Source organism: Psychrobacillus soli (assembly GCF_006861775.1).
Taxonomy (GTDB): Bacteria; Bacillota; Bacilli; order Bacillales_A; family Planococcaceae; genus Psychrobacillus; species Psychrobacillus soli.
The window spans coordinates 50,828-64,500 of the sequence record NZ_VDGG01000011.1 but is presented as its reverse complement, the minus strand read 5'-3'; the positions used below and the strand labels follow the sequence as shown (position 1 = coordinate 64,500).

13 protein-coding genes and 2 other annotated features are annotated in these 13,673 nt (G+C 37.8%); of the genes, 5 read left to right on the top strand and 8 right to left on the bottom strand.

All coding sequences use genetic code 11. The features are described from left to right. The 6 genes from FG383_RS06800 to FG383_RS06775 form a co-directional block, all read right to left on the bottom strand. Window positions 1-941, bottom strand: a 941-nt coding sequence (locus FG383_RS06800; protein ID WP_221887511.1) for a LacI family DNA-binding transcriptional regulator, incomplete at its 3' end; no start/stop codon positions are given. Window positions 942-1,273: 332 nt separating this feature from the next. Continuing rightward, complete coding sequence (locus tag FG383_RS06795; RefSeq protein ID WP_142606262.1) at window positions 1,274-2,029, bottom strand: amino acid ABC transporter ATP-binding protein; 756 nt, start codon at window positions 2,027-2,029, stop codon at window positions 1,274-1,276. A 15-nt stretch (window positions 2,030-2,044) separates the two neighbouring features. Next, a complete protein-coding gene (locus tag FG383_RS06790) occupies window positions 2,045-2,758 on the bottom strand; it encodes an amino acid ABC transporter permease (protein ID WP_142606261.1) in 714 nt (237 codons plus the stop codon). A gap of 12 nt (window positions 2,759-2,770) precedes the next feature. After that, window positions 2,771-3,478, bottom strand: coding sequence for an amino acid ABC transporter permease (locus tag FG383_RS06785; RefSeq protein WP_142606259.1), 708 nt, complete (start codon window positions 3,476-3,478; stop codon window positions 2,771-2,773). A gap of 85 nt (window positions 3,479-3,563) precedes the next feature. Next, complete coding sequence (locus FG383_RS06780) at window positions 3,564-4,421, bottom strand: transporter substrate-binding domain-containing protein (RefSeq protein WP_142606257.1); 858 nt, start codon at window positions 4,419-4,421, stop codon at window positions 3,564-3,566. Beyond that, complete coding sequence (locus tag FG383_RS06775) at window positions 4,418-5,611, bottom strand: acyl-CoA dehydrogenase family protein (protein ID WP_142606255.1); 1,194 nt, start codon at window positions 5,609-5,611, stop codon at window positions 4,418-4,420. Before FG383_RS06775 ends, FG383_RS06780 begins: the two co-directional genes overlap by 4 nt. 204 nt (window positions 5,612-5,815) lie before the next feature. Here FG383_RS06775 and FG383_RS06770 point away from each other — a divergent pair, with 204 nt between their 5' ends. After that, entirely contained in the window at window positions 5,816-7,885 is a 2,070-nt protein-coding gene (locus tag FG383_RS06770; protein WP_142606253.1) for a catalase, read from the top strand. A 41-nt stretch (window positions 7,886-7,926) separates the two neighbouring features. Here FG383_RS06770 and FG383_RS06765 read toward each other — a convergent pair whose 3' ends face one another. Both FG383_RS06765 and FG383_RS06760 read right to left on the bottom strand, forming a co-directional pair. Beyond that, on the bottom strand, window positions 7,927-8,469 hold the full coding sequence (locus FG383_RS06765) for a hypothetical protein (RefSeq protein WP_142606251.1): 543 nt from the start codon (window positions 8,467-8,469) through the stop codon (window positions 7,927-7,929). Between the two features lie 54 nt (window positions 8,470-8,523). After that, on the bottom strand, window positions 8,524-8,970 hold the full coding sequence (locus tag FG383_RS06760) for a MarR family winged helix-turn-helix transcriptional regulator (protein WP_142606249.1): 447 nt from the start codon (window positions 8,968-8,970) through the stop codon (window positions 8,524-8,526). Between the two features lie 206 nt (window positions 8,971-9,176). Here FG383_RS06760 and FG383_RS06755 point away from each other — a divergent pair, with 206 nt between their 5' ends. The 4 genes from FG383_RS06755 (at window position 9,177) to FG383_RS06740 (ending at window position 13,668) form a co-directional block, all read left to right on the top strand. Then, the gene (locus FG383_RS06755; RefSeq protein WP_142606247.1) at window positions 9,177-10,403 is read left to right on the top strand and encodes a MalY/PatB family protein; all 1,227 of its coding nucleotides are present in this window, start codon (window positions 9,177-9,179) and stop codon (window positions 10,401-10,403) included. Between the two features lie 17 nt (window positions 10,404-10,420). Beyond that, the gene (locus FG383_RS06750; protein WP_142606245.1) at window positions 10,421-11,077 is read left to right on the top strand and encodes a carboxymuconolactone decarboxylase family protein; all 657 of its coding nucleotides are present in this window, start codon (window positions 10,421-10,423) and stop codon (window positions 11,075-11,077) included. A gap of 227 nt (window positions 11,078-11,304) precedes the next feature. Next, window positions 11,305-11,534, top strand: a binding site (T-box leader). A gap of 38 nt (window positions 11,535-11,572) precedes the next feature. Further along, window positions 11,573-11,803 (top strand) — a binding site (T-box leader). A 49-nt stretch (window positions 11,804-11,852) separates the two neighbouring features. Further along, entirely contained in the window at window positions 11,853-13,049 is a 1,197-nt protein-coding gene (gene thrS, locus FG383_RS06745) for a threonine--tRNA ligase (RefSeq protein ID WP_142606244.1), read from the top strand. A 112-nt stretch (window positions 13,050-13,161) separates the two neighbouring features. Beyond that, entirely contained in the window at window positions 13,162-13,668 is a 507-nt protein-coding gene (locus tag FG383_RS06740; RefSeq protein WP_142606242.1) for a GNAT family N-acetyltransferase, read from the top strand. Window positions 13,669-13,673 lie beyond the last annotated feature (5 nt).

The following is a 13,673-nucleotide window of genomic DNA, read 5'->3' as shown; positions in this document are numbered from 1 at the left end:
GTCTTATCTTCTATTTTGTTAATAAGTAGTTCTATGGCTTTACGTCCCATTTCGTACATATCTTGCCTAACAGTAGTTAATTTTGGGATTAATGCGGTTACTAATGGGATGTCATCAAAACCAACGATGGATAGTTGATCAGGTATTTGAATTCCTATTTCATGTGCGGCTTGGTAAATACCACAGGCCATTAAGTCATTACTAGCAAATATAGCGGTCACCATGTTTTCCTGTAGAAACTTTTTTGCTACTCGATAAGCGGTGTCCATATGAAAGTCACCAACCAAAATGGAGGATGCAGGAAGTTCTACAGCTGCTTCTGTGAGGGCCCGTTGAAATCCAGAAAGTCTTTGTTTTGAATTTTGAATCTCAGTTGGTCCCGTCATACAGGCAATTTGAATGTGACCCAAATCTGTCAAGTGTTTCCCTGCTAGATATCCACCTTTCTCATTGTCTAAAAAGACACCTGAATAATCAGTTCCTTCTTCTCCACGATCAAATAGTACATAAGGGATTTTGCCACTTTGTAACTGATTTTTACTAGTCTGTGATAAACGATCCTTACTAGAAAGTAATATTCCGTCTACTTGTTGTTCTTTTAGTAAACGTATATAATTTTCTTCCTTTTGAGATTGATCGTCTGAATTACAAATGATGAGACTATATTGCCTTTTATTTGCTTCATCTTCTGCTCCTCGACAAAGTTCTGGGAAATAAGGGTTGGTGATATTTGGGACGATTAATCCGAGCATACTGGAACGCTTCGTTACTAAACCGCGAGCTAACTTATTTGGTTGGTAATTTAGCTCTTTCATTACTTTAAGTACTTTCTCCCGAGTTTTTTGAGTCATTCCATCTTCTTTATTGTTTAATACTCTTGAAACTGTAGTGATTGAAACACCTGCCTCCCTGGCTATATCCTTGATTGTTAACTTTTCCATACGTAATCACCTGTTCCTACTTGTTAGGAAAACGTTTTACGAAAACGTTTTCTCTAATTAGTATTCAGAATATTGTAAACGGTTTCTTTTGTCAATATATTTTTTGGAATATTAAGAATTAAAAAAGGGGGTAGAACGGGATGACACAGTAAATGACAGACCTTGCTGAAAAAGGGCTGTCATTTGCAGCATAAACATAAGTAAAACCGGATGAAGAGAGGGAAATCTTCATCCGGTTTTATTTTAATCATATAAACTATTTTGAAATGCGTTCAGTGCTTCGTCTGTTACGTTTTTTGGAATAGAACAATTAGGTGCTAAAATAAGACCTCCTAAATATAAAACGTATAATCCTCTGGTAATACACGCTTCAAAAATTTCTTTGTACGCTCTTCTTTTGGGCTAACGAATATTTCGTGAGGTGTTCCTTCTTCTACGACAACCCCGCCATCCATGAAGATAACACGTTTTGCGACGTCTTTTGCAAAGGACATTTCGTGCGTGACGACAAGCATCGTTGTGCCTTCGTTTGCAATGTTTTTCATAACCGTTAATACTTCACCTACTAACTCAGGATCGAGTGCTGAAGTAGGCTCATCGAATAAAATAATATCTGGATTCAACGCTACTGCGCGAGCAATGCCAACACGCTGCTGTTGTCCACCTGATAGCTGACTAGGGTAAGAGTCGTATTTATCGGATAATCCTACTTTATCTAATGCCTTTTTTCCGATTTCATTTGCTTCTGTTTTTGGCACTTTGCGTCCGGTGATTAAGCCTTCCGTTACATTTTCTAAAGCTGTTTTATTGTTGAACAAATTATAACTTTGAAAAACAAAGGCTGTTTTTTGACGGATAGCATGAATGTCTTTTTTGGAAGCACTATGTAAATCCACTTGTAGTTCGCCAAAAGCTGCTTTTCCGCTGTCTGCTTTTTCTAAAAAGTTAATGCACCGTAGTAAAGTTGTTTTACCGGAGCCACTTGGTCCGAGAATGACTACTACATCGCCTTTATCAATCGTTAAATCGACGCCTTTTAATATTTCATTCTTCCCGAATGACTTATGAATGTCTTTGATTTCTAACATATTCAAGTCTCCTCCTTAGCTACTTACATATTGATATTTTCGTAGTCGTTTTTCATATAATTTAAATCCATACTCTACTAAACTGCACAGGATAATATAAACAAGGAAAATATCAAGATACGCTTCCACATAGTTATAGCCAACATTTGCAGCAACTTTCGCTTTTAACGTAATTTCCTGTAATGACATGGCGTAGCCTAATGATGTTGCTTTTATCAAGTTCACCGTAGCTGTACAAATATTAGGTAATGCTACTACAAGTGCTTGTGGAATCACAATACGACGATATGCTTGAAAATTAGTCAATCCAACTGCCTGTGCCGCTTCCAACTGACCTTTACTCACCGTACTTAGCGCAGAGCGGAATACTTCGATTAAGATAGCGGTAGTGCTAAAAGAAAAGACGATAAACGCATACCAAATTGGATTAATATCATAAATTTTGATATTCCAATTATATTTTTCTGTAATGGCAGTTAAGATTAACGGAACGCTTGCATAAACGATGAAAATTTGAATAATAATCGGTGTACCTCTTACAAAAGAAACATACACTTGTGAAAAAGTATTCAATATAGGAATTTGATTGATCCGAGTTAATGCCAATAAAAATCCTAACGGCAGTGCGACAAGCAAAGCTACAGCAGTGACGAATAGGGTGATTGGTACACCGGATAATGCAACAAAAAATGTATCTACTAAAAACTTATAATTTAAACCATCCGACATTCTTAACACTCCTTAAGTCGCTTTAATCGTTTGCTTGCCTTTGCTAAACATTTTTTCTAGCTTTCCAAAACCTTTTTCAATCAAGATAGATAAAATCCAATAAATGATTGCTAATGCAATAAATATTTCCAAGGCATGTGTATTATAATTTGCTGCAATAATTAAATTCGCTTTCCCAACGACATCAATTAAACCGATTGTGTATGCTAGCGAACCTTCTTGTAATAGTGCAATCATGCCATTTCCAAAGTTAGGAAGCGCAACAACAAGTGCTTGTGGGAAAATAATGCGTCGGTATGCTTGAAAAGGACTTAATCCAACGCTAACTGCAGCTTCAAATTGCCCTTTTTCAATAGACTCATAAGCGGAGCGAATAACTTCCGACATGATGGCAGCGAATTGCAATGTAAATGTAATAACAACGAATACTGCTGTGTCAATATCATGCAAATAGATACCAAAGTTATCTGCAATTGATGGAACACCATAGTAAACTAAAAATAACAGGACGATAGAAGGGGTACATCTTAAAATCGTTGTATAGAAGTTCGCTACTTTTCTTGCCACTTTATTTTTCCCAAGCTTCATCGACGCTAGTATTAGACCAAAAAATGTACCGAAAATAATGGAAAGGCCTGCAACTAAGAAGGTTATTTTTAAAAATGGAAGTAACGCTGGAAACGAACTCCATATATAGGACGCATCAAAATACTTTTCCATATTGCTCATTATTCCCCTTTCTAAAATGGTAAAAGGCTGCTGGCGTATCCGACGCGTAGGCAGCCTTCTAATTGGAATTCACTTATTATCGATTTACGTTATCTAATACTTCAAATAGGTCACGGCCATAGTACTCCGTGCTAAGTTCGTTTGTTTTCTTATCTTCTTTTAATTGTTTAATAGCTTTATCATACGCATCTGCAAATTCTTGTTCTTTTTTGTTGAACAAAGGCCATGTTTTAATAACGGCGAATTCATTATAAACAACTTCATCTTTTAAGTTGTAGTATGGACCATCTTCTTCGAGAACTTGTTTTTGAAATGGACCTTCGATTATTACTCCACCGCCAACTCGACCTTCATTTACCCATTGCACGACGTCTACAGTAAATGCATCTCCAGCTTCCAGTTTTACCGGATTGTCTGGATTTGCATCATTGTACTCAGCGATAATTGTATATTGCGCATTGTTTGCAGCGATTGGTGCAAGAGAGAAGCCAGCTGAAGCGAAATCCGCTAAAGTTTTAATATGTTCATTTTCTTTTTTCAAGACAAGTCCAGCGCTACTTAGTCCAAGGAATTCTTGTGGAAAGATAAACTTTGCTGTACGTTCCTCTGTCCAAAACGCATTTTTCACCCCAACTTGATATTTTCCTTGCTCCACGCCTATTAATAAATCGTCGCTTGTCGTTCCTACGTATTCAAACTCATATTCAGGTAATAGCTCATCCACTAATTTCATCACTTCTACATCATAACCAGTGGCATTTCCTTTGTCGTCTAACCATGAAATTGGCTTAGAAGCTTGGTCGTAAGCAACTTTTACTTTTCGAACGTCCTCGTCTTCCGAGGAAGTGGAAGCTCCACCTGAACTACATGCCGCTAAAATTGTCATAGATGCTAAACCTACTGTAGCTAATTGTAAATACTTTTTCATATTCATCGTGTATGTTCCTCCTGTTGTTTCACTAGATTTTTATTTTTATCTTCTTCCAGAGCAGACTGCGCTAATTTTTTTATCGTCATATCATCCATTGGTGGGTTATGTAGTCCTGCTCGAACATCTCGGTAATAGCGTTGTAATGGATTTGTTCGTTGCAAACTTTTCGCTCCTACTAAGCGCATCGCTTTATCAACAATCGTTATAGCTGAATTTGTTACGACATGCTTTGCAACGGAGACTTCATTCGCTAAAAAGTCTCTGGAACCTTCATTGTCATAAGCAGAGGCAGCTCCGTAAATGACAAAACGTGCTTTCGTGAGTTCCAAATCAATTTCCCCAATTAGCTGTTGCACATTGGGTAATTGTGCAATTGGTCCATTTAAACTATTTGGAGAATGAGTGTTAGCAAAGTGAACCGCATAATCACGAGCCGCTGATGCCACACCTAAATAAGTAGCTGGAATATGGAGTAACCAACCGTTCACTTTACCGCCGCTTACTAACTCGGGAAGCTCCACTAAATCACTTTCATGTACGACGACATTTGTAAGCACTAAATCATTACTACTAGTTCCTCGCATAGAAACAACATCCCATGTATCCTCTATGGAAACTCCTGCTGTATCACGGTGAATAAGGAAAAATCCAACCTTTTCTTTTTCTGCAATCCATGCGGAAGTTAAAAAGTAAGTGAGTACAGGAGAAGCTGTGGTGAAAATTTTCCGACCGTTCAGTACCCAAGTGTCCCCATTTTTAACAGCCGTCGTTCCTGGACGTCCACCACGTGTTGGGCTTCCAGTTTGTGCTTCACTAACAGAACGGTTTATGAGCGCACCATTCAAAATTTCCTTTGAAAAGAAATCTAATTTCTCTTTTGTCCAAAGTTTTTTTTCAAATAGATCACCGACTACACCTAAGCTCCAGCCAACTGATAATGCAGTATTTGCATCATAGCTTGCTAGTGTCTCTTGTAGAAGCACCATATCATAAACAGATAGCCCTTCGCCGCCATATTCTCTAGGCAATGTAGTGCTCGTATAACCAAGCTTTACTAAATCTTCAACATTTTCTTTCGGGAAGATGGAAAGCTCATCAATTTCAGCAGATTTACTTTTAAACTTTTCTTCTAATCTAGCTAAATTATGGAGCCATTCTTGTTGTTTCTCATTTTTGATAAATAAATTATGCACAAGTATTCGTCTCCTTCAAATTGTATAAACAAAATATATTGGAATGGTAGGAATTAACGGTAAATAAAAAAAGCTTTTCAAAGCCAGTTATTGAAATTATCTTACTACTTCAACGTAGTGAAGTCAATGATAAATCCTACTAAAATAATATGATTAATTTATTTGCGTAAAGTTTTTTCATAGAAAAATAGGGTATGGAAAGTAATGGACAGCATAAAAGATGGAGGAGGAACTAGTTTGGATAATAAAGTGAACGCAAACAGCAAAGAGGAACAATTGGAACAGTTTCGTGTGGATGATAAAGACAAAGCAATGACTACGAATCAGGGACTAAAAGTTTCAGAGGATGAATTCTCTTTAAAGATCGGTGAACGAGGTCCTACTCTTTTAGAAGATTTTCATTTCCGTGAGAAAATGACGCATTTTGACCATGAACGAATTCCTGAGCGAATTGTACATGCAAGAGGATATGGTGCTCATGGAGAATTTGAATTATATGAATCCATGCACGCCTATACAAAAGCGAATTTTTTGCAAACGCCCGGTACAAAAACACCTGTTTTTGTAAGGTTTTCAACGGTTGCAGGTTCTCGTGGATCTGGTGAACTAGCCCGTGATGCTCGTGGATTTGCTACGAAGTTTTATACAGAAGAGGGTAACTACGATTTAGTAGGAAATAATATTCCCGTGTTTTTTATTCAAGATGCGATCAAGTTTCCGGACTTAATTCATGCCGTGAAGCCCGAGCCACATAATGAAATTCCGCAAGCAGCAACTGCACACGATACGTTTTGGGATTTCGTAGCTAACAATCAAGAAACTGCTCATATGGTTATGTGGACGATGTCTGATCGTGCAATCCCCAGAAGTTTTCGAATGATGGAAGGATTCGGTGTCCATACATTCCGTTTCGTTAACAACCAAGGTAAATCCCATTTTGTAAAGTTCCACTGGAAGCCAGTTTTAGGAGTGCATTCCGTTGTGTGGGATGAAGCACAAAAGTTAAATGGTAAAAACCCCGATTTCCATAGACAGGATTTGTACGATGCAATTGATAGTGGGAATTATCCAGAATTTGAATTGGGGGTGCAAATAATAGAGGAAAAAGATGAATTTCAGTTTGACTTTGATATTTTAGACCCTACTAAATTATGGCCGGAAGAAGACGTGCCAGTAAAAATTATTGGAAAAATGACCTTGAATAGAAATGTAGATAATGTTTTTGCTGAAACCGAACAAGTGGCATTTCACCCCGGAAATGTAGTGCCGGGTATTGATTTTACAAATGATCCACTGCTCCAAGGAAGGCTATTCTCTTATACAGATACACAATTGATAAGACTTGGAGGTCCGAACTTCCATGAGCTTCCGATTAACCGACCAGTTTGCCCTTTTCATAATAATCAGAGAGATGGATACGGCAGACAAACGATAAATGTTGGACAAGTCAGCTATCATAAAAACTCTCTTGCCGGCAATACACCAACTCCAGTTAGCGAGGAAGAGGGTGGATACGCACATTACCAAGAAAAAGTGGATGGACGCAAAATTCGTGCGCGAAGCGAAAGCTTTAAGGATCATTTCTCTCAAGCAACGATGTTTTGGAATAGTATGAGTGATCCGGAGAAGCTTCATATTGTCAATGCATTTAGTTTCGAGCTTGGCATGTGTAAAGAAAAGACTGTTCGCGAGCAAGTCGTAGAAATGCTCGTAAATGTAGATGAAGACTTGGCAAGCCAGGTTGCCAAAAATTTAGGACTCACTGTACAGGGGAATAATGCATCTAACAATAGCAAGAGTTCTCCAGCGTTAAGTCAATCCAATTCAGTTAAGAAACCGGATACTCGCAAAATTGCTGTATTAGTTTCAGAAGGGTTTGATAAAGAGCTGATCGCCATCTTAGAAGCGTTAAAAGCGAAGGGAGCCCAAGTAGAAATTGTCAGCGACTGTCAAGGGACTATAACAGGAGCAGACGGATCTTCACTTGCAGTCCAACATACGTTTTTAACTGCAGATTCGGTATTATTTGATGCTGTGTATATCGCAAGTCCACAAGGCACAACACCAACGTACCAAAAAGAAGCTGCATACTTTGTGAAGGAGGTATATAATCATTTCAAACCTATTGCCGCCACGTTTTATGGAGATCAATTGCTCGATGAACTCGGGTTGAAAGGACAAGCGGGTGTCATAACAGAAGAGACGGAAACTAGTTTTGTAGAAAGTTTTATCGAGGCAATTGCGATGCATCGCTTTTGGAATCGAGCTGTATAAAATAATTTTAAAGGCATGCCCCTTAACCTAGGGCATGCCTTTTACTTAGTTTTAGAAAGTCGTGGCCATATAAAATAGGAAATGGAGATGACAAAGTCAATGCCAAGGATGAGTCCCCAAATTTTCAAAGTACCCCATAAAACTTCTGATCTAGAAGGATCATCGATAAAATATATTAAAAGGAGAAGTAGACCTCCGCCAATGATATATGCGAGTAAATGTTGCAAAGTTCCTTTTAACGACTGTCGTGCATATTCCATCCCGGTTTTGCGTCCCGGTTTAGTACCTTCTTTTTGTACATAGTATCGAAAATTTTCATCCGCCCAGCGAATCATACTTTTACCGAAGGCAATCGAAGAACCAAGATAAACTGCAGCAATAGCGTGTGCTAAAGTTGCGGTTGCTCCGTTATATAAATCTATAGATGTAATAGCAAGTAAGATTAGATCAATCACGGGCGTTAACGCAAGAAAAAACAAACCAAAACGTTCTTTTTTATATATGTATCTTGTGACGAGACCGAGTAAAATAACGACCCAAAAACCAATTTCACAAGCGATTATCGTCCATGCGATAAAATTCAAAACAACACCTCTTTCGTAGAAATACTTATTGTATTGGTTATCTGATCAGATTAGTTATCCCACTTCAGGAATTAGTAGAGAAGTCAATTTAATATACTTTAAAAAGTCTTCCTCCGAAAATTCACCTAACTTTGCTAAAAGTTTCTCATATTCCATTTCATCCAATTTTTGGTGATATTCATACACTGTTTTTCCTTTTTCCGATAATTCAAGGATGACTTCTCGATTATCTTTAGGGTTTTTATTTTTTATTATCATCCCTTTTTTGGTAAGTTTATCCACCATCTGAGAGATAGCACCTTTTGTTTTATTAGTGAGTTCAGTAAGTTCTGTTGAAGTAGTTTGTATTTTGTTGCCGATTAAATTAATTGTATGTGCTTCTACCATATAAAGTTCATCTTCTGTACCGTATTTTCTAGGCACACTTTCATATGAAGCAATTTTTCTAGAAACTTCGTATAGTGACTCCATCAGTTCACTAAACACTTCTTCTCTAGACATTTTTTCTCCTCCTAAAATTCACGTAAATTTTCTGTGGCATATTATGACTATTGTAACATGAGAGTAATTTTACAAGTAGCTTAGAGGTAAATCTTATAATTGTCTGATTAGTTTAAAAATAACATTGACGTCATATTGTTTAGGTGCTAAACTATTTTTGATAGATTGATTGTAAGCGTTGTTAATATTAGAAGGGGGAATTTCAGATGAGATACAACTTTGATGAAATAGTAAACCGTAGAGGTACCCACTCACTAAAATGGGATGGAGAAAAATTAATTAAAGAAATGGGATTGACTGAAAGATACGACGAAAAAACGATTCCTTTGTTTACCGCGGATATGGACTTACCGGTACCACAACCGTTAATAGATGCTTTGCATAAAACGGTTGATCATAAAATATTTGGTTATTCTGTATTTCCCGAGGAGTATTATCAAGCCATTCAAACTTGGTTTAAAAAAAGACATGATTGGGAGATTAAACAGGAAGAAATTATTTATAGTCCTGGAACAGTCCATGCGCTGCATATAGCGGTAAGGGCTTTTACGAATCCAGGAGACGGGGTGATTATTCAACGTCCAGTGTATCCGCCGTTTACAGCGGTCATTGAAGGGAATAAGAGACTCGTAGTAAATAATGCACTCAACTGTGATGAGGAAGGCTATTATTCGATTGATTTTGAGGACTTTGAAGCGAAGGCAAAAGAGGAAAAGACGAAGCTATTCATTTTATGTAATCCTCATAATCCGGTAGGAAGAGTATTTACCAGAGAAGAGCTTGGAAAGTTATCCGATATTTGTGCAAAAAATAATGTGTTAATTATTGCGGACGAAATTCATGGTGATTTAATAAGAGGAAATCAGGCATTTATCCCAATCGCAAAAGTTGCTGAAAATGTAGATCATATTATTACTTGTACCGCTATTAATAAAACATTTAATGTTGCGGGACTTCATTGCACGAATGTGATTATAACTAATCCAGAGCTCAGAACAACATTCAGTGAAATAATGGGCTTTCAACTAGCGTCTCCATTTACAATCGCTGCACTAATAGCGGCTTATAACGAAGGAGAAGAATGGTTAGAGCAATTGAAAGAGTATATAGATCACACAATAGATTGGGTAGTAGATTTCCTAGCAGAAAAAATGCCTCTAGTAAAAGTGCGAATCCCGGAAGGCACGTATGTAATGTGGATGGATTTTAGCGCTTATGGCCTTTCTCCTGAAGAAGTACATGATCGTATCTACAATAAGGCAAATGTACTCTTGGAAGATGGAAGTATGTTTGGAGAGGAAGGTTTGCAATATCAAAGAATCTGCCTTCCATCCCCAAGATCTGTAATTAAAGAAGCGTTTGAAAGAATTGCAAGAGAATTTGAGGATGTGCATGTAGATCATCTTAACAAAGTAAGCGTGAATACTATTTAATAAATGGAGGCTATAAAATGACAAACGATAGTTTATATGTAAAATCTAACGCTAGTAGATTAGTGGAATTAGGGAAGCTCGCTCCAGATACATTTAAAGCATTTGTGGCATTTGACCAATTAGCTCTAGCAGAAGGATTAATTCCAAAGAGAACAAAAGAATTAATTGCTATAGCGGTAGCACATGTAACCGGTTGCCCATATTGTATTGAAGCACATGTAACCGCAGCGAAAAAATTGGAAGCTTCCAAAGAAGAAATGCTAGAAGCAGTGATGGTTGCGACAGCATTAAAAGCAGGTTCCGCACTTGCTCATGGATTAAATGGACTGAATGCGTTCGACGGGGCGGAAGATGATGAGTTGTATAAAAGATCGAATATGGCTAGGTTTAAAGAATTGGGCGGTGCAAATCCAGATGCTTTTAAGGCATTCAATAAATTCGATATGGAAGCGATGAAACCAGGGTTAATAAGTCAAACTGACAAAGAACTAATGGCTATAGCGGTTGCGCATGTTACTGGTTGCGCGTACTGTATTGAAGCACATACAAAAAAAGCAAAACAATTAGACATTTCCTTAGAAGAAATCACAGAAGCTATTTTCGTAGCAACCGCTTTAAAAGCCGGTTCGGCCCTTGCGCATAGTGTGAATGCATTGAATGCGTATGAAGGGTAAAGAGAACGGAGTAGAATATAGCTTTTCACGTAGGAAAGGCTCCAACTTTTTGTGTTAGTTGTAAAAAAAGCGGGTTTAGTTGGAATAAAGTTATCTTTAGTTGGAAAAATTGAGGTTTTAGTTGGAAAAATTCAATGTTTAGTTGGAAAACACACTTTTCCTACTTATCTAAGTGTTGACTATTTAAAATTTTTTGCATATACTAAACAAAATAATTTATAAATCGTAAACAAGCGAAGAAAAGGACATGATTCATCCACATTTTCTTATTAGAGAACAGGGTCATTGGCTGAGAGCCCTTAAAGAAAAAAGAATGATTTACCACCTTGGAGCTATTATGGGGAAAGCAATTCTCGCAATTATCCATAATCGGGAAAACCGTTATCTATTTATGAGCGTAGCACAATTCTTTGTGTTGCAAAATTAGGGTGGAACCACGACCACACTCGTCCCTTTACCGGGATGGGTGTGGTTTTTTGTATTTAAAATTTAATAATTCAAGCGAAGATAAGGATATGAATCCTTCCATTTTTTCTTATCAGAGAACAGGGTCATTGGCTGAGAGCCCTTAAAGAAAAACGAATGATTTACCACCTTGGAGCTATTATGGAGAAAACAATACATGCAATTATCCATAATCGGGAGAACCGTTATCTTTTTATGAGCGTAGTACAATTTTTTGTGTTACAAAATTAGGGTGGAACCACGACCACACTCGTCCCTTTACCAGGGATGGGTGTGGTCTTTTTTATTTCAATTCATAGGAGGAATTTACATGTCAATTAAAGCAGAAGAAAGAGTCAGTCATCAGAAGTTAGGTCAACAATTAGAGCTATTTATGTCTAGTGAAGAAGCACCAGGAATGCCGTTTTATTTACCAAAGGGCATGGCATTACGAAACGAACTGGAAAACCTTTGGCGAGTGAAGCACCAAAGAGCAGGTTACCAGGAGATTAAAACACCCATTATGATGAAGCAAGAGCTTTGGGAGCAGTCAGGCCACTGGGATCATTATCATGAAAATATGTATTTTGCTAATGTGGATGAACAAAAGTATGCGATTAAACCGATGAATTGTCCGGGGGCAGTACTCATCTTCAATAGTAAAAAAAGAAGCTATAGAGAGCTTCCGATTCGTTACGCGGAGCTTGGCTTAGTGCACCGTCACGAGTTATCCGGATCGTTAAATGGACTTTTAAGAGTACGTGCATTTACACAAGATGATGCGCATCTATTCGTAAGAGAAGATCAAATAGAAAGGGAAATCGATAAAGTGCTCGATTTAGTGGATGAATTTTATTCCGAGTTTGGTTTTAGTTATAAAGTAGAGCTTTCTACTCGACCGGAAGATTTTATGGGATCTGTGGAAGTTTGGGATCAAGCAGAGCATGCGCTTGAAGCGGTGCTAAAGAAGAAAGAAGTAGCATATCAAGTAAATGAAGGAGACGGGGCATTTTACGGTCCGAAAATCGATTTTCATATTTTAGATTCCCTTGGTCGTAGCTGGCAATGTGGAACAGTGCAACTTGATTTCCAAATGCCAGAAAAATTTAATTGTGGATATATCGATGAGGACAATCAACTACGCCAACCGATAATGATTCACCGTGCGATTTATGGTTCTATCGAGCGCTTCATAGCTATTCTTCTAGAGCATTTTCAAGGAAACTTTCCGCTTTGGTTAGCACCTGTTCAAGTGAAGATTTTACCAATATCGGATGCATATATTTCGTATGCTAAAGAGGTGAAGCAGCAACTTGAACAAGAGGGGTATCGCGCAGAAATTGATGACCGTGTGGAGAAAATTGGTTTGAAAATTCGAGAAGCAGCTCTGCAAAAACATCCGTATATGCTCATTGTGGGAGATCAAGAAATGGAGAAGCATGTTGTCTCTGTTAGAAAGCATAGAGTAGGAATCATAGGTGAGATGAACTTGGATGAATTGATTGGACATTTAAAAAGCGAGCGCTAAATGTAAAGGAACCCCCTCCTACAAAGATTTTTGATTATACTTCACGAATAAAGCCTGTAGGAGGGATTCTTACATTTCAATGGATGAATTAACAAAAACAAAGGAGTAAGTGATGGAGATAAAACTATTAACACCAGGAGATGCAAGTGCATACTGGGAATTAAGGCTAGAAGCATTACAGACAAGCCCGGAAGCATTTGGCACAAGTTATGAAGAAGCGATACAAAGAACCAATCCAATTGAGCAGGTGGAAAAAAATCTACAAACGGAGGGCAACTACACTTTCGGGGCATTCCATCAGTACAAACTTGTTGGGATGGTTACATTGTCTCAAGAAAGTTATCTTAAAATGAAGCATCGGGCAACTATTTTTGCGATGTATGTAAGTCCGAAAGCGCGTGGACTAGGGGCGGGAAAAGCATTGCTTATGGAAGCAATTCATAAAGCGAAATCGCTAGAAGAAATTGAAAAGATAAATTTGTCTGTCGTATCAACGAACGAGAAAGCTAAAAATTTGTACACAGGATTAGGATTTAAAGTTTTTGGTGTAGAAGAAAAGGCTTTAAAAATGGCCAACACATATTACGATGAAGATCATATGGTACTACTTTTAAGATAGAAGGG

Bases quoted from the DNA above. Each gene is read 5' to 3' on its own strand.
- FG383_RS06760 (WP_142606249.1), bottom strand. From the start codon at position 8,970: ATGTCTAGAGAAGAAGTGTTTAGTGAACTGATGGAGTCACTATACGAA.
- FG383_RS06750 (WP_142606245.1), top strand. From the start codon at position 10,421: ATGACAAACGATAGTTTATATGTAAAATCTAACGCTAGTAGATTAGTG.
- FG383_RS06780 (WP_142606257.1), bottom strand. From the start codon at position 4,421: ATGAATATGAAAAAGTATTTACAATTAGCTACAGTAGGTTTAGCATCT.
- FG383_RS06795 (WP_142606262.1), bottom strand. From the start codon at position 2,029: ATGTTAGAAATCAAAGACATTCATAAGTCATTCGGGAAGAATGAAATA.
- FG383_RS06770 (WP_142606253.1), top strand. From the start codon at position 5,816: ATGGACAGCATAAAAGATGGAGGAGGAACTAGTTTGGATAATAAAGTG.
- FG383_RS06755 (WP_142606247.1), top strand. From the start codon at position 9,177: ATGAGATACAACTTTGATGAAATAGTAAACCGTAGAGGTACCCACTCA.
- FG383_RS06740 (WP_142606242.1), top strand. From the start codon at position 13,162: ATGGAGATAAAACTATTAACACCAGGAGATGCAAGTGCATACTGGGAA.
- FG383_RS06790 (WP_142606261.1), bottom strand. From the start codon at position 2,758: ATGTCGGATGGTTTAAATTATAAGTTTTTAGTAGATACATTTTTTGTT.
- FG383_RS06785 (WP_142606259.1), bottom strand. From the start codon at position 3,478: ATGGAAAAGTATTTTGATGCGTCCTATATATGGAGTTCGTTTCCAGCG.
- thrS (WP_142606244.1), top strand. From the start codon at position 11,853: ATGTCAATTAAAGCAGAAGAAAGAGTCAGTCATCAGAAGTTAGGTCAA.